Below are 18,036 nucleotides of genomic sequence, written 5' to 3'. Positions count from 1 at the left end.
ATCATCAAATTTCCAAATCTTCAAATCAATTACAAAGTTCAATCATTTTTCAGAACAGGCAAGGCAAATTTCAATTTTCTATACTTTTGCCATTTTTTGAAGAAAAGTAAAAGTTTCATCCGCACAGCGTTGCCAAGAATATTGCTGAGAATTTACAAAGGCTTTTTCTGCTTTTTCAAAACATTTTTCGGGAGAAGTAAGCATCATTTTCAAGCTTTCATAAATAGAATTAACATCTAAAGGGTCAAAGTAAAAAGCTGCATCGCCCAAAATTTCGGGCATTGGGCCATAATCAGAAGAAGCAATTGGCAAACCTGCTCGCATGGCTTCAACAAGAATATTCGGCATGTTTTCGCAAGTAGAAGCAAATACAAAAATGTCTGCTTGTTGGTAATAAGTAGCGATTTTCTCAAAATTGACTGCTCCGTGAACCCTGACAAAATCTTTTGAAGCTGGGAATTTTGCCAAAGAACGTTTCAATTTTTGCCAAGCAGGTGGATAAAAATCGCCAATCAAGTCAAGATTCACTAAAAAACCATCTTCTCTAAGTTTTGCCACAGCTTCCACCACATTCCATTGATGTTTGTAAAGTGAAATCGTAGAAATGTACAAAAGTCGAATCGTAGCTTTTGGATTGATTACTTTTGGCTTTTGCGAAAATCTATCCGCAACGCCATGATAAATGACGGGAAAATCTGAAAAGTCTTTTCTCAAACGTTGACCAATATAATGTTTCGCATACTCCGAAATAAAAATAATTCCCTTCGCCTGCTGAAATGACAGCGTTTGTAAAGCTGATAAAAACAAATAACGAAACCAATTGAAGTGAAAACGAAAGCGGTCACGTTCTTTTTTCTCGAAAACCAACATATTTTGTGACATCGAAACGTAAGCCATTTTTGTACTAAAAAAACTTCCGCCGAGTGAAAAAAGTAAATCACAATGCTTTCGAGCGATGTTTGGAAAAAAGAACATTCTTTGAAAAAAAGCTTCAAATGGCTGTTGTGTTTGTGGAAAAATAGCCGTTTTCAACCAATCGAAATTGGGAAGTAAAGCCAAGGTTTCGGCATTTCCCCAAACAATTACTTGCTCGAAACCATAACGCTGAGGTTGTGCAACTTTGAGTAATTCGCTGATGTGCGAAAGTCCACCACCTTTTTTGATATTCGTTAAGTCGATGCCTAAAATCATAGCCAAGTAGGTTTAGGTTTTTGTAGATGAGGATTCAAGCAAAAGTCAATACATTGACCAAAGTAGCTTGAAATTGATTTTGTACTAATTTTTTCAGCTGTTTCGCTTAGTTTTTCAACTATTTCAGTTTTTGCTTTTTCTGATAGATTCATAAAATGCTGCAACTGACTAAGCAAAGAATAAAGATTTCCAGCTTGAAAAATAAAGCCATTTTGATTGTTTTTTATCAGCGATGCAGCACCGCAAGCATCCGAAACCAAAACGGGTGTTCGACATAAAATAGCTTCATTAACAACCATTCCCCAACCATCGAAATCAGAAGGAAGAATCAATAAATCTGCTTGTTGAATAAATTTTGGTACTTCATCAGCAGGAATTGTTCCGAGTAATTTTACATGATTTTGTAATTGATAATACGTTATTTTTTCAAGAATTATAGTTTCAAGTCTCCCAGAACCAATAATTGTTAAAGAAAAATTCTTAAAATCCTGTTTCAAAGCAAAAATCGCATCAATCAGCAAAGCGATTCCTTTGCGTTCAATCATTTGCCCGACGAAAATTAATTCAATTGTATTCTTGTGGATTTTTTGCTTTTGACCAAGACTTAAATTCCTAAAATAGCCAAAAGGTAAAATTCGATTTTCATCAACGCCCAATTTTTTAAAGAAATCTTCCCCACTTTTTCCAACAGCCAAGCATCCTTTAGCATCTTGAAGGAGTTTGCGAGCGATAAATTTGAAGCCATTTTGTAGAAAAAATCGTTTTAAAACACTTCGCTTTTTATTCGGAATCGGAGCTTCGGAATAAATCAAGTAATTCGCTTTCAACCATTTTAGCAAGAGCAAAGCCATAAAAAAGTACTTTTCTGCCCAAATTCCACCGAAAATATGCAAAGCATTTTTGTGTTGATAAATGAATTGAAAGATTTGGAAAATACTTTTTTCCGAAAGATAACAGTAAGAAAAATTCATGGAATTTTTACTAAAGTCCCAACCCTGCTGTACTCTTTCAGCATTTATTTTATGAGCAAAAACTACGAATAATTCAAAATCAATAGAGATTTCATTCAAAAAATCATTTTGATGAAAACTCGGAATGTTCATCCAAAAGATAATTTTCGTTTTTTTCATAGAACAGTTTCTCTTTCAAAACACTAAAAAGCCAAATCAAAAAACAAGGAATATTATAAATCACGATAAAAGTAAAAACCGAAACCAAGCCATCTCGATAAACCTGTACCAAAACAGAAATCAATAAAAAGTACAAAAAAACAAAAGCCGAATCAGGCGGACTTCGGAGTACTTTGAAATAACAACGAGCCGTAAATCGAGCAAAAAGAAAAGGTATCAACACAATTCCAAGGTAACCAAAATTGGCATAAGCTTCGCCATAAATCGAACAAACTGCTCCCAGTTTGCTAATGTCACGTTCTGGCACAGAAATATCCAGCGTCCATTGCATCAACGAAGGTTTTTCAGTCCAGAAATTTCTTGGAATCGGCGAAACTAAAATTGGAAAAAAAGTTTTGCCATAATAATACGAACCCGCTTCATCCACAAGCGTCATTGACACCGCATACATATCCAAAAAAGCCAAATCTGCATTACTCCCATCGCCACTTACTTCTTGGTATTCCGTGAAAAAATCTGAAAAATCTTCCAGCGTCGCTCCTTCTTGCACCAATTTCCCTATGTACTTCAAAGGCAAAAAAAGTAAAAAACAAAAAATCCCGATAAGCCAATAGCGTTTGGGCATCCACTTTTGTTGATGCCGATACAAATACAACGAACCTAAAAAAATCAGCGGAACAATTACTCGATAACGATGATAGCCTTGCAAAGCCAAAATCAGTAGAAAAATCACAACTATTGCCAAGTACATTTTCTTGAAACCATTTTTAAAAATCAAAGCCATCATACTTAACACCACAAAGTTTTGAGTATTCGACAAATACGAAGAGCGTTCCCAATCGCCAAAATCATGTTCTGATTTACCAAGCATCGGAATATATTGCTGAGAAAAAATGCCCCAAATACCCAAAGGAATCGTCACAAAAAAAATCGTATTCAGTACTTTCCCATCAATCAAAATACTTTGTTCTGTTTGGATAAAATCGTCCTCATTTTTCTGTGCTTCCAAGAGCCAAGCAAGCGTCATTGCCAGAAAACCCATATCTGCCCAGAAAGCAGCACGACTAATTTCGTGGTTTTGCGTACCCAAAAAATAAGTGCTATTACTCAAGAAAAGTGCTGCTCCGTTATTAATGGCAAAAAGTCTAAGCGTAAAAATCAGAAAATGAAAAACCAAATAAATCGTAGCAGGATGATAAGCCGACAACTTGCCATAACGCCACAAAAGCGAAGTGCATAGCAAGAAAACCGATAAGTCGATGACCAAAGAAATCAACAGATTATCCCACATAGGTATTTTTTCTAAGAAAGTATAGCGATGATAAAAGGGCTAAATTTTTGGTAATTCCTGTTAAAATAAAAGCAATGACGATTCCCGAAATGCCGAATTTGGGAATCAGTAAAATATTGGCAACAACCGAAACCAATGCCGTAATGAGATTTGGAATGAATAAAGTTTTGGCTTGTCCTAAAACGTTTAATAAAAAACTGAGTAAATGTCCCAATTGAAAAACCATCCAAGCAAAACAAAGCCAGATGAAAAGCTCTTTTTGTTCAAGAAAGGCTTTGCCTAAGAGTAATTCCAGTAGAAAATCTTGCAATAAAAAAATAAATAAAATTTCAATGGAACAGATAAGTAAATAGATTGAAAATAAGGATTTTACATTTTTGATAAATTCAGGTCTTTGAGATTTGTCTGCAACATTTTTGTATAAAAATGGACTAAATTTCGCCATCAATAAACCCGAAACAATACTAAAAGGATGAATTGCAAGCTGAGAATACGAACTGTACAAACCCGTTTCGGAAGTACTCAGAAAGCCACTCAGTAACCAGCGGTCGAGCCAAACTTGCACCCAAGCAAAAGTATTTACGAGCATCAGCCAACGTGAAAAACTATTAATTTCCGTCCAAGAAGGATTTTCTTGCACATTATTTTCGGGAAGAATTGCTTGCTTGAAATTGTATTTTAGATAAAAAAGACTCAACAAAGTACTTATCGACCAAGCTCCCCAAACAGCGTGTAGGCTTTTTGAAAAATGAACAAAGAAAATCAGCAAAGCGAGGCGAATACCAAAGTAAAGTGTAACGGCAATAGCGATTTGTTTGCGTTGTTGGAGTAAATGCAAGCGAGTTTTATAAAATTCATGCTGCGATTCCAGTATGGCAATTGGAATTAGCCAAAGGCTTAGGAATAAGTATTGAAATTGTTGAAGATAAAATGACCCAAGTATAAAGACAAAAACTGCCAAAACGACCAAGCCATAAACCCTGAAAAATTGAGGATTTAAGTATAAAAAAATATGATTTAAACTTTGAAAACGAAAAGCGAAAGTACTGGCAGTTTGCGTAAAGGATGCAAAAAATATCATCGAAAAGAATTGTAGCGAAGCATTAAAAAGGCTGATGATACCGTATTCTTCGGTAGAAAAAATACTGGTTAAATACTTGATAATACTCGCATTCAGGCAGATCTGAGTGAAAGTATAAACCAAAAGCCAAGCTGAGTCAGCATTTATTTTTTTTGTGAATATGTGTAGTGTTTTTTGCATGACTTTAAATAATTCTTTCTAAAACCTCTTTCGACAGAATCGGTACTTCATCCAAAACATAATAATCCAAACCAGAAAAATCATTCAAATAGCCTTTTGGTTCTGGAATCAGCAATATTTTATTTTCCATAAAACTTGCCCAAGCTGAAAAAGTAGAATTTGAACCAATAATAAATTCACATTTGGATAAAGCCACGAGGTCTGCAATCGCAGATCCAAAATGTGTATTTTGGATTCTTTGTGAATAGCTTAATAGCTGTATCAGTTCTTCGGGGTTTCCATCTGAAAACAGTAAAAATTCAAAACTGTAATTCGTATGTAAATCAATTTGACGGATAATTTCTAAGTACCAATCCAAACTTTTTTGTGCCGAAGGATGATAATCTCCCAAACGAATATGAATTCCAATTTTTCTTGAAAAAGATAAATTATGCACTTCTTTCAACTGAAAAGGATGAATGAGTTTTAGCACATTTTCTACAATAAAGTCCCGTTCAGTAATCAAATCTTTAAAATATGGCTGAACGCCTTTTACTTCAACAATGAGATTTTCGTGCTTGGAATATTCAATTTCTGATAACTCATTTTCAGAAATTCTTTTTAAACAATGCAACAAAAAGTACTTTTTCCAGCCAGAAATTCCTGCTTTTTTGAAAATGTTGAAGTAATGTCTTTTATCAGATTCTTGTCGTAAGTACGGCCCAAAATTGAATTGTTCCCAAGTTGGAGCAATCATTTGGGCATTTAGCTTTTTCGTCAAACATAAAGCTCTGGCGTAAACCAACAGACAATTTGCCAAACCCATCCCTCCGATTCTGATGCCAATGTCTATTCTGGAACGAAATTTTGGATAAACGTAAATCATTTTTAGGCATGAGTTTGGTGTTGAAAATGTGGAGTATATTTTGTCGTAGTCTATATTCTTTGCCTCAAACGGTAGCAATTTATAGCAAAGTAAAATTTAGAAGAATCAGACTCTAATGATTTGTTCAATGAGTAGAAAATCAATGACAATTCACAACTATCTCGGTACTTCTATTTTTTGTAAAATCTGAGCAATTACGTCTTCTGGCGTTGAGCCTTCCATTTCTTTTTCTGGCGTCAAAATTATTCTATGACGAAGTACTGATGGAGTAAGTTCTTGTACATCCTGTGGCGTTACAAAATCTCTCCCACGAATCGCTGCTAAAGCTTTTGAAGCATTCAACAAAGCCACGGATGCCCTTGGTGAAGCGCCTAAATAGATGAATTTTGAATTACGAGTTTCATGAATAATCTTGGCGATGTACTCCAAAATCTTAATATCAACAATAGATTTACGTACCTTTTCTCTTAAAGTACTGAGCTGTAAAGGCGTTAAAATGCTATGAACTAAATCGACAGGATTGTTAGATTCTGCACTAGAACGTCCGTGATTTCCTTGAAGAATTTGTACTTCTTCCTGATAAGATGGATACTTGATGATAATTTTAAAAAGAAACCTGTCAAGCTGGGCTTCTGGCAAACGATAGGTTCCTTCTTGTTCAATTGGGTTTTGGGTTGCCATTACCAAGAACGGGAATGCCATCGGATAAGTAGTTCCCGAATTGGTAATTTGTCGTTCTTCCATTACTTCAAACAAAGCAGCTTGTGTTTTGGCGGGAGAGCGATTTATTTCATCAATCAAGACAATATTTGAAAAAATTGGACCTTTCTTGAAATCAAATTCTGCTGTTTTAGGATTAAAAATGGCTGTTCCCAACACATCCGAAGGCATCATATCTGGCGTAAATTGAATACGACTAAAATCAGTAGAAATAGTTTTTGCCAACAATTTTGCCGTAAGTGTTTTGGCAACACCTGGTACACCTTCTAACAAAACATGACCATCTGCAAAAATGGCAGTAAGTAATAAATCAATTGTATTTTGCTGACCTATGATGATTTTCCCAATTTCTGCACGGATATTCGCTACTGCTTCTTGTAAATCGCTAAGGTCTATTCTTGATTCAAATTCCATCGTTTCTTAATTGTGAATTGTTAGTGATATTTGTAAGTCCTTTTAATGTGTTCAAATACAGTGAGTTAATTAGAGCTTATAAAGTATTCAATGTTATTGCGTGATTTAAAGTATGTATGATATATCAGTGCTAAGCTCACAATTCATCACTCATAATTCACAACTCATAACTCTTAATCAGGTCTTTTGATAAAAATCTTCAATATACTTATTCAGTTTGATTAAATCTTTTTCTGTTACTTTTTCACTGATTTGGATATTTTCAACGTAGTCAAAAAGTTCGTTGATTTCTGAAATTGTTAGATTACTTTTTCTACTTAAATCTTCTCTGAATTCTTGGTCAATTACTGTCGTTTTCAGGTGAAATTTATTTCTGATATATGCCAACAAGTAAGCAATTTTCTTTTCAGAAATAGCTTGATGGTCTTTCTGATTATAGTACAAAGCACCAATTGTTTCTACGAAAGCTAATGAAGTATTTTGTGGCGTTTCGATGATTGGAATAATTCTTTGTTTCCGTTTTCCTTCAAAAATCAAATAAATACACAAGGATGCTAAAGTAATAAAATAAGCCCATTTCAAGGCTGGCTGACTTACAATAAACTTGAAGGGAGAAGTATCAATGTCGTCGTCTTCACCTTTTGCATTTTTAGCTTTCAAAATACTTCTGTTCGTTTTCCCAAATCCAACGATACTTACGTATTCATCCCAAAAAACTTGGTTTTCGGGCAAGTACGAAAGTGCCTTGAAAGCATAATCTGCATTATTATCTTTCACCAAATAAAAATTTGAAAAAGCTTTAGGAACTGTGCTTAAGTAAAAAGCTCCTTTACCAAAATCTATTTTGATAAAATTGGGTTTGCCATCGTAGTTTTTACCCAAGATTTTAGCATTAGTTTTTATGATTACTTTCTTCAAACTATCTTTTGGTAAATCAAGTAAAAAGTAGCTTCCTATTGATTGATGATGATAAAGATAAGGCTTATTGGGCTTGAGAGCTGGGTTTTCGAAATTGATATTGACAGAATCTTTTGTGAATTTCTGAAGGTAAGCTGTTTCAAAATGTAGCGTATCGTTTAGTCCATAGAAATCTTCTGCAGCAATAAAAGCATGATTGCCTTCTTGAACATATTTTAACAATTTAGACAAGTTGGCTAAATCTGCTCTGAAATACTGATAAACGTAGATATAATTACTTTTTCTATTTTTCCATTCATCGCTTTTATGATAAATCGGTACTTTGCTATCGGATATTTGCTGATTTCTGAATACTTGTGGAAGCAGTTTATACAATAGTTCGCAACCATAAGGAATTTTGTCCTTACTTGAATAAGTCTGTGTCCAATCGATGGGTTTTGGTTTGTAGATTTCTACCAAAACGAAGCCAAGAACGGTTGAAAAAAGGATTAGAAGATACAAACGGTGTTTTTTCATGCTTACTCTTCTGAATCGCTACCATCGTCGGTGATGGTTGTTAGGCTAATAATTTTATCGTTTTGAACGGTAATTTCCAGAAAAGAATCACTTGTTCCGAATCTTATGCTTACTGTTGTAATCCAATCTTCAACAGAATTATCAACGTCACGAAGTTTGTATGATTTTGGAAAACGTTTTTTTACTTTCGCCATCGCATCGCCAACTTTCAAATCTAAATTATCGATTTTGAATTTTGGTGTTTTCAAATCAAAACCACTAACGGTTTCATCCATCACAAAGAAAGTGTCTTTTCCGTAGAAATACATTTCAAAATGATTTGATAGTTGCGCATCTTGGGTCTCCTCTTTTGTTACTGAATCTGGCGAACCTAATTTGTCTAAAATTACGCCATAATTACTCGCTAATTTAATGCCTGAAACACTCATTGAGTAATAGTCGAGTGTATCATAATCATCGCCTTCATCTTGAATATTGTTAGTTTTTGAAGATGGTTTGAAAGATGAAAATGCAATAAATACCAAAATTGAAAAGAAAGTAACTGAACCTAGATATTTCATATTTTTATGTACGATTTAGATTGTGAATCGTATTAGTTAATTTGATTACTGAATGTTAAAAAGGAATCACGAATCTCTAAGAAATGCGCTTCATCAATCTGGAAATCACCGTACCAAGTATATTCAAATTGGCGTGTTACCTGATTAAAACTAGCATTAAGTTGAGATGATTGTAATTCATAAACGTAAGATTGATTGGTTTTATTGATTTGCCAATGAATCAAACCTGCATCACTCAATTCTTTTAAAGCCTTTAAATAATATAACCTTACGGCTAAACGATAATTTTTTTGAAGTACTGCCTCAGCAATGGCTTCATTAAAATCTATTTGATGAATATCTTCTTGAATGGTTTGATAAGGAATATTGTATTTAGATTTCTTCTTGAAAAGTCCATCGAAATCAACGCCTATCAATTTCAAAATAATAAAAACAATGACTACAGCTACAAAAAAGTAAGCAACAGCTTTCCACATATCGGGATTTCCAACAGCTGAAAACCTTTCTGAAAACCACTCAAAAAGCTCACGCAGAAAACGCCTCCACCAAGTATCTACATAATTTACTTGTTCTGTTCCGTATTGATAATCTTTCAGTTTTTTGAAAGCACTCAGCTGGCTTTCGCTTGGTTTTCTCACAATTACTTTTGTAGAGTCTGCAAAAGTATTGAAGCCAAAGAAAGCCGAAAGGAATATTAAATTTATAAAAATGTGATAATACAATCTAATATTCTTCATCTTCATTTTCAAATGTTTTCTTCTGACCAATGTCTGAAATCTGAGATTTTAAAGAGTTTCCATCTCTTCTTTCCACCAAATTAAAGTATTGAAAACTTAGTGCCACATAAGTTAATGAGGAAATTAATACACGCCCAATGGTAGCAAAAATTGTTGAAATAATAATTGGAATGTTTCCTGTACCGCCAGCACCTACTTTAAATATTTTCAGAAAAGTAATAATGATAGATGGTGCTGAGAAAACTAAAGAAAGAAAGTAATTGATAATCGCAAAAATTATCATTAGTCCAAAAGTTGACCACCACTTTTGTTGAATCAAATAATTGGCTCTGCTGAAAGCTTCCCAAGTGCCAATTCTTTCAAAAGCTATAATTGGTGTATTTAAAATAAAGATTATTCCTAAATACAAAATCGTGATAAAACAGAGCATTCCTGTTAAGAAAATAGACAAATTCGCTCCAACACCAGAACCCGCACCTGAACTGATGATACTTATAAAAAGAACAAAAGCTAATACAATAACCAATAATGCGATTGTAACACTCAAGATACTGGCAAGAATTGGCAGAAATAAACCTTTTACTCGCTCCCAAACCATTGGAACAGTAATGTTTGTTGGGTCTTCCGATTCTTGATATTCGATAAAAAAAGCATAAACCGTAGCCGCAACCATAATTGTTGCTAAAAAAATAAACAACAAGGCAAAAAAGTAATTCGCTGACAATAAGTAAGCTGTATTTTTACCAATGATTTCTCCGAAAATCTCTGCTGGATTTGTACCTTCTGGACTTTGTCCTTGCGCAAGTCCGCCTACTTCTAAAGCTGCAATTTGCACCAAACCACTAAAAATACCACCAATCAGTACCAATGGACCCGTTAAATACAATAAAGACAAACATAAAGGCTTAAAATTGGCAGTCACAAAATTGAAAGTGATATTGATTTTGTCACTGAAATCACGCTCTTGTTCAAAGACTATTTTTGATGAATTTTTCATTAGAAAAACGGTTTAATTGTATAGGATAAACTACAAAATACCAGATGATAAACAGTGCTGAAGGCAGAATAATCATCATACTTGGTATCAGAGAAAGATGTTTACGAGTAAGAAAACTTTCGATAAAACCAGCAGTAATAAACAAAGGAACTAAGCCAATGATAATTTTTAAGCCTTGTTTGGCTCCTTTTTTAAAAGATTCAAGTCGGGTAAAAGTTTTAGGAAACAATAAACTATTGCCCATTACCAAACCTGCGCAACCTGCAATTACGATGGAAGAAATTTCAAGTGTACCATGAAGCCAAATTGTCAACAAAGAGGTTTCTAAAAAACCGTGTTGATAACAGAAGTATTGAAAAACACCTACCATGATTCCATTGAAAATCAAAAAATACCCTGTACCAACAGAGAAGAAAATTCCCATTACAAAAGTGATAAACGAAACCCTGATATTATTGATGGTAATGAGAAAAAACATTGAGATTTCATCTTGATTTCCATAAACAGCCAATGGATCGCCTTTTTCTACATTTTCTAAAGTTATTTCTACATATTCATTTCCTAAAATTAAACGAGCAAAGGAATCATCGTAAGCTGCAGAAACTGCACCAATCAAAGCTGAAATCGTGAAAATAATAAATGAGAAAAGTAATTGTTTCTGAGATTGATAAAACAAAAAAGGCAGTTCTACTTTCCAGAAAGTAATAAAGCGATTAGCCTTTTCACGTTTATTCGCATAGATTTTACTAAAAAGACTTGATGTTAAACCATTCAAATATTTTGTAGTAGGAGAATCTGGGTAGAAAGTACGAGCATACGAAAGGTCGTCTGTCAATGCTATAAATCTTTCAGAAAGTATATCAGGATTGACATTGAGAGCGTCTTCCTCAAATTCCTGCCATTTGTCGAGGTTATGCTTTTTAAATAGGGCTTCCCGCATGAAAGTAAATTAGGGCTTATAAATAAAATTTGTTTGAAATGCTTCTCTCTGCTAACTTTCGGAAAGTTACAAAACTTTCTGAAAGTTGCCACACTACTAGCTTTTTTGCATCGAAAACTTTTCTTAGTTTTAGGTAAATTAATACATATTCTCAGCCTTAAAAAATTAACAATGAGTAAAATACGCATTCAAACCACACAAAATGTTGCTTTAGACTTTACACCTGCAAGTGTTGGCGATCGTATCTTAGCTCATATTATCGACTGGGTTATTTTTTTTGCTTGGGGAACATTATACTTACTCGTCTTTTCTGGCTTAGATGCTTCTTTTGATGATAATATTTTAGGCATCATCATTTTATTTGTCTTTCTTATCTTACCCATCATGTGTTATGATTTACTTTTTGAAGTATTCATGAATGGACAAAGTATTGGTAAAAGAGCCATGAAAATCAGGGTAATTAATCTTGATGGAACACAACCTACTCTTGGTGCTTATTTGATGCGTTGGCTTTTTAGATTAGCCGACACTATGATTTTTGGCTCAGTTGTGGCATTGGTTGTAGCTTCTGCTAATGGAAAAGGACAAAGAATTGGTGATATCGCCGCAGGAACAGCCGTTGTGAAAATCAAGCCATTAGTAAGTTTAGAACAGCTTCGTCAAGAAAGTATTGCTGAAAATTATCAAGTAATGTTTCCAGAAGTAAGTATTTTATCTGACCAAGATATTATTACTTTGAGAGCCGTTTTGAAAAAGGGAGAACACAATCATCAATTGATTGAAGAAGCGACTGAAAAAGTAAAAGAAGTAATGGGTATTAATACTGATTTGAACGATGCTGATTTTTTGAAACAAGTACTAAAAGACCACACTTATTTAACCACTATTGAGGGCTAGCTTTCACCCATCTTTCACTTCTGATAAAAGCGGCTTTTGCTAAAAATACTTTTCTGTAACCAAGTGGGCTTTGTCCAGTTACTTGTTTGAACTGCTTGTTGAAATGTGAAATATTTCCAAAACCACTTTCAAAGCAAACTTCGGCTACTTGTTTTTCAGAATTAGCCAATAAATTACAAGCGTGTTTGATACGATATTCGGTTACTAAATCTAGGAAGGTTTTCTTGGTGATTTTCTTGAAGTATCTACAAAAAGCCGTTTCTGTCATACTCGCTAAATGAGCGGCTGTTTCTAAATGAAGTTCTTGCGTGTAATTTTCGATGACATAAGCGTAAATTTTATTGATTCTATCTAAATCCACAGCCGACATTTCAAATTGCTTTGGTTCACTTTCAATCAATTTTAAATCATTAGAAATGGCAATTGTATTCAATAAATCTAGCAAACCAAGCATTCGTTGAAAAGGAGGAACGTTCAAAAGAAAAACCATTTCTTTTGCAATTCTGTCTCTCGTTTTTCCTGTAATTTGTAATCCTTGTTTCGCTTTTTCAAGAAGTATTCTGATGGGTTCTGTTTCTTGATTTTTAAAAAACATTTCGCCCCAAACTTCTTCTTTAAATTGTATGACGATAGCCTGTGATGAATCTTCAGGACCAATTCCATCGTTTTTCCAACAATGCGGAACGTTTGGTCCTAACAAAACCAAATCACCTGCCTGAAAATCAGCCACGTTCGTTCCTACAAAACGTTTTCCCTCACTTTTTACAATCAAAGTAAGTTCAAATTCTGGATGAAAATGAAAAGGAGCATCGAAATAAGAATAACTTAATTGTTTGAAGAAAATTGAGCTATTCGATGAATCACTCAATTGTTCAAAAGAAGCTTTCATTTATTGTAAATTTATCGAATTGATTGAAAACCAAAGTTTTAAGGTAAAAATGCACATATTTTACTAAAAAACCATAAAAAATCAATCAAATTGAAAAATGATTAATGCTTCGGACAGCCGCAATCTTTTTTCTTGAAGATTCCCCAAAGAAAGCCTTTTTTGCGACGACGCTTAGTTTTTAAGCTCGAATGTGATTGACTTTCAGCAATAGTAGTTTTTGTAGCACTTGTAGTAAATGCTTCACTTTCAACTTGTACACAAGAGAAAAGAACGGTAAGAAGAATTAATTTTTTCATCAGTGACAATGCTTTAATGATTTTAAACACAATGCTATTTCAACGAAAAAAATAGCAAAATCGGTATCAAAACAGTTTAAAACTTGCGAATTAACACAACAGCGATGATTAATAAAATAGCTCCAATAATTTTTCCAATCGAAATGTGCTTTACTGGTAAATCAAACAATCCGAAATGGTCTAAAGCCATAGAAATTGCCATTTGTCCCGCTACAATTAAGCCGAAAGTAAATGCTACGCCCAATCTTGGAATCAAAATTACGACTGTACTCACATAAAAAGCACCCAGAATTCCTGCAAACCAAACATACCAAGGTGCATTTTGTGCATGAGTAATTTGTTTGAGAGGCACTTTAGTAATGATAGCGTAAATGCCCAAAGTAATTAAACCCGTCAAGAATGATAAAAACGCCGCTAAAATTGGGTTTTCAACAATTTTAGTCATTTTTCCATTCAAACCAGCTTGTATCGGAAAAACCACTCCGCAAAGAAAAGCCAAAAACATAAAGAAGTATTGCATCGTGAAATTTAATAAAAATAATTCATTGAGTACGTTTTTCGCAAAATCATATTTAAAGTTTGATAGTTCATTCTTATTGTCTTTCTGATGAACAATCCCTATTTTTAGACAAAAACCATTTATATGTCACCAACAACTAAAAAAACTGAAATACTTGCAGGCATAAGTTCATTTTTAGCCACGATGTACATTATCATCGTCAATCCCTCTATACTTTCTCAAGCTGGAATGCCTTTTGATGCCGTGCTGACAGCCACCGTTTTGCTTTCATTCTTTTGTAGTTTGATGATGGGCTTGTATGCGAAAAACCCAATTGTGGTTGCTCCGGGCATGGGAATGAATGCGTTTTTTACATTCACAGCCGTAAAAGGCATGGGGATTTCCTATCAAGTTGCTTTGGGAGCAGTGTTTTGGGCAGGTGTTTTTTTCTTGCTTTTATCTATTTTTAATCTGCGTACTTATATCGTAAAAGCGATTCCTAAACCACTTCGTTTCGCTATTTCTGCGGGAATTGGTTTGTTTATCAGCCTTATCGGTTTTGAAAATGCACATTTTATCGTTTCAAATCCTGCTACTTTGGTGAGCATTGCCAGTTTCCATAATCCGATTATCATTACTTTTTTAATAGGTTTATTATTAACTGCGATTTTGATTGTCCGTGAAGTAAAAGGAGCAATTATTATCGGTATCATTATTACTACTTTGTTGGCAATTCCTATCGGAAGAATTTGGGGAGATGCTTCAGCCATTAATTTCGGACAAAAAACTTTAGTCAATTGGAACGGACTTATCGCTTCGCCAGATTTTAGTTTACTTTTTCAATTAGACATCATTGGCTCTTTCAAATTTGCGTTGTTTCCTATCATTTTTGCTTTTGTGTTTACTGATATGTTTGATAGCCTTTCTACTTTTGTGGGTTTGGCAGAAGCTGCGTACTTGTATGATGAAAATGGCGAACCACGAAATATTAAACAGTCTTTATTGACCGACGCTGTCGCTACTTTATTGGGTGGCATTTTAGGAACAAGTCCCGGAACGGCTTATATAGAATCAGCAGTAGGCATTGAACAAGGCGGACGGAGAGGTTTAACCGCTATTACGGCTGGGATTTTGTTTTTGCCTTTTATGTTTCTATCGCCTTTATTGTCGGTGATTCCTTCCATTGCTACGGCTCCCGCTTTAATACTTGTTGGAGTATTTATGATGAAACCCATTACTAAAATCAGTTGGTCTAAAATGGATGATGCCATTCCTGCTTTTTTAGCTTTGGTACTGATTCCTTTTTCTTATTCCATCACACAAGGAATTATTTGGGGCTTTCTTTCTTGGACAATCATCAAAGTATTCACAGGAAAACACAAAGAAGTCTCAACCGCACTTTGGGTGATTGATGCCTTTGCAATCTTGTCTTTAGTGATAAGTTAGCGGTGAGCTATAAGCTTTGAGAAGAAGGAGTAAACTTTTTAAGAAGTTTATATTCCAAATTCATATTGATTTAATTTCACTCATGGCATGACTCTAAATCATGCCATGAGTATTCATTTTAAGCATACATTTTCAAATCAACATACTTTCAAATTTTCAAATTACTTCCCATGAAAAAATTACTTTTATTTCTCTTCATCAGTTTACAAATTCAAGCTCAAAAGCCTTTAACGGCTATTTTGGGAGCTTTTAGTCAGGAAGTAAAATTATTGGAAGATTCACTGAGCAATAAAAAGGAAGTAAATCTAAAAGGCATTCGCTTCTTGACGGGCGAATTACGTGGACGTTCAGTTGTGGTAGCTTTAACGGGCGTTGGTAAAGTAAATGCCGCTATGACGACAAGTATTTTATTGATGAAATGGAATCCTGAACAATTGATTTTTACAGGAATAGCAGGTGGGATTCATCCAGATTTACAACCGGGCGATATTGTAATCGCAAAAGCTACTTTTGAACACGATTTTGGCAAAATAGATTCTACAGGTTTTACCTTGCGTGCTACTCGAAATCCTGCATATATTGAATTAAATCCGATTTACTTTCCTGCGGATGAAATCTTACTGAAAAAAGCACAAAGTATTTCCAACGAAACAAAGTATAAAATTGTAGGAAACAGAAACCTAAAAGTAATGACAGGAACAATTGCCACTGGCGATGTTTTTGTGAATTCCAATCAAAAAGTAGAAGAATTAAGACTGAAATATGGCGCAGATGCTACCGAAATGGAAGGTGCTGCTGTTGCACAAGTATGTTATCAGCAAAAAATACCTTGTTTAGTCATCAGAAGTATTAGCGATAATGCCAATTCAAAAGCACATTTAGATATGAAAACCTTTGAATTTGTGGCAGCATATAATTCGGCTAGTTTGGTTTTAGGTATTTTGGGAAGTTTGTAAAAGTTAATGATTGTTAATAGAAAAACTATTTTTGTTGGGAAAAGCGTTCTTTCTTTTTAGATGTTAGAAGCAAGAGACAAGACTGTAGGCTTGAGGAATTTAGGACTGGAGGAATTTGGAATTTTAAAAACAAGATTCAAGATTTTAGGATTTTTGACTTAAATTATAAATACAAGAAACAAAAAAGCTAAAAGCTCATTACTCATAGCTCAAGGCTAATAATATGAATTCAAAAACACTCAGAATATTCGTTGCACTTTCTGTACTTCTTTTGGGAGGAGTAATTATTGTACAGTATTATTGGTTTCGTCAGGCTTATGATATACAAGACCGTGATTTTGACCAGCGAGCAACTTCCGCTTTGCGAGTAGTGAGCAAACGACTGTTGGATTTCAATAAAAATCCCAATAATAAATTGATTGACCCTGTCGAGCGAATTACTTCAAATTATTATACCGTTCAGGTAAATGATACAATCAATCACATGATTTTGGAGGAGTTTCTAAAACAGGAATTTGCTCATAATGATATTCGCCTCAATTTTGAATTTGGCGTTTATGACTGCTTGAAAGATGACATCAATTATACTTCTTTTGTTTGTCATTCTGAAAATTGCGACCGTTCAGATTCTACCAGTAATTACCATTTTCCAGATTTGAAAATTCATAATTATTACTTTGGTGTTCATTTCCCTGATAAAAAATTATTTCTTTTAAGTGATCTCGACAATTGGTTTGTTTCTTCGGCAATTTTGTTGGTTGTGATGGCTTTTTTCGTGTATGCTTTGATGCTGATTTTCAAACAGAAACGACTTTCTGAAATTCAGAATGACTTTATCAATAACATGACACATGAATTCAAAACGCCAATTTCGACCATTTCTATTTCCAGTGAAGTACTGATGAAACCAGAAATTGTGAATACTCCTGAACGATTATTAAGCTATGCAGCCATTATCAGGAAAGAAGCGGCTCGTCTGAAAAAAAATGTAGATACCGTTTTGCAAACTGCCAATATTGCTCAGAAAATTGATAAACTTAATTTTGAAGAAGTAGATATTAATGAATTAATTGAAGATTTGTCTATCAATTGTGAGCCGTTATTTAAGGAGAAAAACGGAGAACTAATTGTTGAATTGAAAGCCCAAAATGCTTTAATCAAAGCCGACAGATTACATTTTACTAATATTATTCACAATTTAATTGACAACGGTGTTAAATATTGCGAACGAAAACCTCTTATTAAGATTTCTTCAGAAAATATTGGTAACAACTTGGTGATTTCTATTAAAGACAATGGCATTGGGATTTCGGATAGAGACCAGAAACAGGTATTCAATAAATTTTTTAGAGTACATACAGGCGATGTCCATAATGTGAAAGGCTTTGGTCTTGGTCTTTATTATGTGAAAGAAATGGTGGAAGGTCATAAAGGAAGAATAGAATTGAAAAGTAAAATAGGAGAGGGTTGTGAGTTTAGATTATTCATTCCCTACATTGTTTAAATCAATAAA

Annotated in this window: 18 protein-coding genes; 4 read left to right on the top strand and 14 right to left on the bottom strand. The window is 34.1% G+C overall.

Annotated elements, in window-relative coordinates; translation table 11 throughout:
• Positions 1-78 precede the first annotated feature (78 nt).
• From VB798_RS10185 to VB798_RS10135, 11 genes are all read right to left on the bottom strand, one after another.
• Positions 79-1,191, bottom strand: a complete 1,113-nt coding sequence (locus tag VB798_RS10185) for a glycosyltransferase family 4 protein (protein WP_323258365.1) — start codon at positions 1,189-1,191, stop codon at positions 79-81.
• Positions 1,188-2,321, bottom strand: coding sequence for a glycosyltransferase family 4 protein (locus VB798_RS10180; RefSeq protein WP_323258364.1), 1,134 nt, complete (start codon positions 2,319-2,321; stop codon positions 1,188-1,190). The genes VB798_RS10185 and VB798_RS10180 overlap by 4 nt, the downstream gene beginning before the upstream one ends.
• Complete coding sequence (locus VB798_RS10175) at positions 2,266-3,612, bottom strand: O-antigen polymerase (protein ID WP_323258363.1); 1,347 nt, start codon at positions 3,610-3,612, stop codon at positions 2,266-2,268. Before VB798_RS10175 ends, VB798_RS10180 begins: the two co-directional genes overlap by 56 nt.
• Complete coding sequence (locus VB798_RS10170; RefSeq protein ID WP_323258362.1) at positions 3,602-4,873, bottom strand: lipopolysaccharide biosynthesis protein; 1,272 nt, start codon at positions 4,871-4,873, stop codon at positions 3,602-3,604. Before VB798_RS10170 ends, VB798_RS10175 begins: the two co-directional genes overlap by 11 nt.
• Before the next feature lie 4 nt (positions 4,874-4,877).
• Complete coding sequence (locus VB798_RS10165; RefSeq protein WP_323258361.1) at positions 4,878-5,738, bottom strand: alpha-1,2-fucosyltransferase; 861 nt, start codon at positions 5,736-5,738, stop codon at positions 4,878-4,880.
• 156 nt (positions 5,739-5,894) lie between these two features.
• Positions 5,895-6,872: an AAA family ATPase gene (locus VB798_RS10160; protein WP_323258360.1), complete on the bottom strand. Its 978-nt coding sequence runs from the start codon at positions 6,870-6,872 to the stop codon at positions 5,895-5,897.
• A 177-nt stretch (positions 6,873-7,049) separates the two neighbouring features.
• On the bottom strand, positions 7,050-8,306 hold the full coding sequence (locus VB798_RS10155) for a DUF4350 domain-containing protein (RefSeq protein WP_323258359.1): 1,257 nt from the start codon (positions 8,304-8,306) through the stop codon (positions 7,050-7,052).
• A gap of 2 nt (positions 8,307-8,308) precedes the next feature.
• On the bottom strand, positions 8,309-8,866 hold the full coding sequence (locus VB798_RS10150; RefSeq protein WP_323258358.1) for a hypothetical protein: 558 nt from the start codon (positions 8,864-8,866) through the stop codon (positions 8,309-8,311).
• A gap of 32 nt (positions 8,867-8,898) precedes the next feature.
• The gene (locus tag VB798_RS10145; protein WP_323258357.1) at positions 8,899-9,603 is read right to left on the bottom strand and encodes a DUF4129 domain-containing protein; all 705 of its coding nucleotides are present in this window, start codon (positions 9,601-9,603) and stop codon (positions 8,899-8,901) included.
• Entirely contained in the window at positions 9,590-10,600 is a 1,011-nt protein-coding gene (locus tag VB798_RS10140; protein WP_323258356.1) for a hypothetical protein, read from the bottom strand. Before VB798_RS10140 ends, VB798_RS10145 begins: the two co-directional genes overlap by 14 nt.
• Positions 10,572-11,540 carry a stage II sporulation protein M gene (locus tag VB798_RS10135; RefSeq protein ID WP_323258355.1) on the bottom strand — a complete coding sequence of 323 codons (969 nt, stop codon included), beginning with the start codon at positions 11,538-11,540 and terminating at the stop codon, positions 10,572-10,574. Before VB798_RS10135 ends, VB798_RS10140 begins: the two co-directional genes overlap by 29 nt.
• A gap of 171 nt (positions 11,541-11,711) precedes the next feature.
• On the opposite strand from VB798_RS10135, the gene VB798_RS10130 reads away from it, so the two are divergent.
• A complete protein-coding gene (locus tag VB798_RS10130; protein ID WP_323258354.1) occupies positions 11,712-12,437 on the top strand; it encodes an RDD family protein in 726 nt (241 codons plus the stop codon).
• Here VB798_RS10130 and VB798_RS10125 read toward each other — a convergent pair.
• The 3 genes from VB798_RS10125 to VB798_RS10115 all read right to left on the bottom strand — a co-directional run bounded on the left by VB798_RS10125 (position 12,424) and on the right by VB798_RS10115 (position 14,142).
• Positions 12,424-13,326, bottom strand: a complete 903-nt coding sequence (locus tag VB798_RS10125; protein WP_323258353.1) for an AraC family transcriptional regulator — start codon at positions 13,324-13,326, stop codon at positions 12,424-12,426. The two genes, VB798_RS10130 and VB798_RS10125, sit on opposite strands and share 14 nt — an antisense overlap.
• A gap of 101 nt (positions 13,327-13,427) precedes the next feature.
• Positions 13,428-13,622, bottom strand: coding sequence for a hypothetical protein (locus VB798_RS10120; protein ID WP_323258352.1), 195 nt, complete (start codon positions 13,620-13,622; stop codon positions 13,428-13,430).
• Between the two features lie 76 nt (positions 13,623-13,698).
• Positions 13,699-14,142, bottom strand: coding sequence for a DMT family transporter (locus tag VB798_RS10115; RefSeq protein ID WP_323258351.1), 444 nt, complete (start codon positions 14,140-14,142; stop codon positions 13,699-13,701).
• Between the two features lie 123 nt (positions 14,143-14,265).
• Between VB798_RS10115 and VB798_RS10110 the strand changes: the two genes are divergently transcribed.
• The 3 genes from VB798_RS10110 (at position 14,266) to VB798_RS10100 (ending at position 18,027) form a co-directional block, all read left to right on the top strand.
• Entirely contained in the window at positions 14,266-15,567 is a 1,302-nt protein-coding gene (locus VB798_RS10110) for an NCS2 family permease (RefSeq protein ID WP_323258350.1), read from the top strand.
• Between the two features lie 170 nt (positions 15,568-15,737).
• Entirely contained in the window at positions 15,738-16,523 is a 786-nt protein-coding gene (locus VB798_RS10105; protein ID WP_323258349.1) for a 5'-methylthioadenosine/adenosylhomocysteine nucleosidase, read from the top strand.
• Between the two features lie 223 nt (positions 16,524-16,746).
• Positions 16,747-18,027, top strand: a complete 1,281-nt coding sequence (locus tag VB798_RS10100) for a sensor histidine kinase (RefSeq protein WP_323258348.1) — start codon at positions 16,747-16,749, stop codon at positions 18,025-18,027.
• The last annotated feature ends 9 nt before the right edge of the window (positions 18,028-18,036 follow it).

This window comes from Arcicella lustrica (assembly GCF_034930985.1).
Taxonomy (GTDB): Bacteria; Bacteroidota; Bacteroidia; order Cytophagales; family Spirosomataceae; genus Arcicella; species Arcicella lustrica.
Note: the sequence above shows the minus strand (reverse complement) of the source record. Positions and strands in the feature narration are given on the sequence as shown.

What these genes read in the sequence shown, in the direction of transcription:
- VB798_RS10185 (WP_323258365.1), bottom strand. Translation starts at nt 1,191, where the DNA reads ATGATTTTAGGCATCGACTTAACGAATATCAAAAAAGGTGGTGGACTT.
- VB798_RS10180 (WP_323258364.1), bottom strand. Translation starts at nt 2,321, where the DNA reads ATGAAAAAAACGAAAATTATCTTTTGGATGAACATTCCGAGTTTTCAT.
- VB798_RS10175 (WP_323258363.1), bottom strand. Translation starts at nt 3,612, where the DNA reads ATGTGGGATAATCTGTTGATTTCTTTGGTCATCGACTTATCGGTTTTC.
- VB798_RS10170 (WP_323258362.1), bottom strand. Translation starts at nt 4,873, where the DNA reads ATGCAAAAAACACTACACATATTCACAAAAAAAATAAATGCTGACTCA.
- VB798_RS10165 (WP_323258361.1), bottom strand. Translation starts at nt 5,738, where the DNA reads ATGATTTACGTTTATCCAAAATTTCGTTCCAGAATAGACATTGGCATC.
- VB798_RS10160 (WP_323258360.1), bottom strand. Translation starts at nt 6,872, where the DNA reads ATGGAATTTGAATCAAGAATAGACCTTAGCGATTTACAAGAAGCAGTA.
- VB798_RS10155 (WP_323258359.1), bottom strand. Translation starts at nt 8,306, where the DNA reads ATGAAAAAACACCGTTTGTATCTTCTAATCCTTTTTTCAACCGTTCTT.
- VB798_RS10150 (WP_323258358.1), bottom strand. Translation starts at nt 8,866, where the DNA reads ATGAAATATCTAGGTTCAGTTACTTTCTTTTCAATTTTGGTATTTATT.
- VB798_RS10145 (WP_323258357.1), bottom strand. Translation starts at nt 9,603, where the DNA reads ATGAAGAATATTAGATTGTATTATCACATTTTTATAAATTTAATATTC.
- VB798_RS10140 (WP_323258356.1), bottom strand. Translation starts at nt 10,600, where the DNA reads ATGAAAAATTCATCAAAAATAGTCTTTGAACAAGAGCGTGATTTCAGT.
- VB798_RS10135 (WP_323258355.1), bottom strand. Translation starts at nt 11,540, where the DNA reads ATGCGGGAAGCCCTATTTAAAAAGCATAACCTCGACAAATGGCAGGAA.
- VB798_RS10130 (WP_323258354.1), top strand. Translation starts at nt 11,712, where the DNA reads ATGAGTAAAATACGCATTCAAACCACACAAAATGTTGCTTTAGACTTT.
- VB798_RS10125 (WP_323258353.1), bottom strand. Translation starts at nt 13,326, where the DNA reads ATGAAAGCTTCTTTTGAACAATTGAGTGATTCATCGAATAGCTCAATT.
- VB798_RS10120 (WP_323258352.1), bottom strand. Translation starts at nt 13,622, where the DNA reads ATGAAAAAATTAATTCTTCTTACCGTTCTTTTCTCTTGTGTACAAGTT.
- VB798_RS10115 (WP_323258351.1), bottom strand. Translation starts at nt 14,142, where the DNA reads ATGCAATACTTCTTTATGTTTTTGGCTTTTCTTTGCGGAGTGGTTTTT.
- VB798_RS10110 (WP_323258350.1), top strand. Translation starts at nt 14,266, where the DNA reads ATGTCACCAACAACTAAAAAAACTGAAATACTTGCAGGCATAAGTTCA.
- VB798_RS10105 (WP_323258349.1), top strand. Translation starts at nt 15,738, where the DNA reads ATGAAAAAATTACTTTTATTTCTCTTCATCAGTTTACAAATTCAAGCT.
- VB798_RS10100 (WP_323258348.1), top strand. Translation starts at nt 16,747, where the DNA reads ATGAATTCAAAAACACTCAGAATATTCGTTGCACTTTCTGTACTTCTT.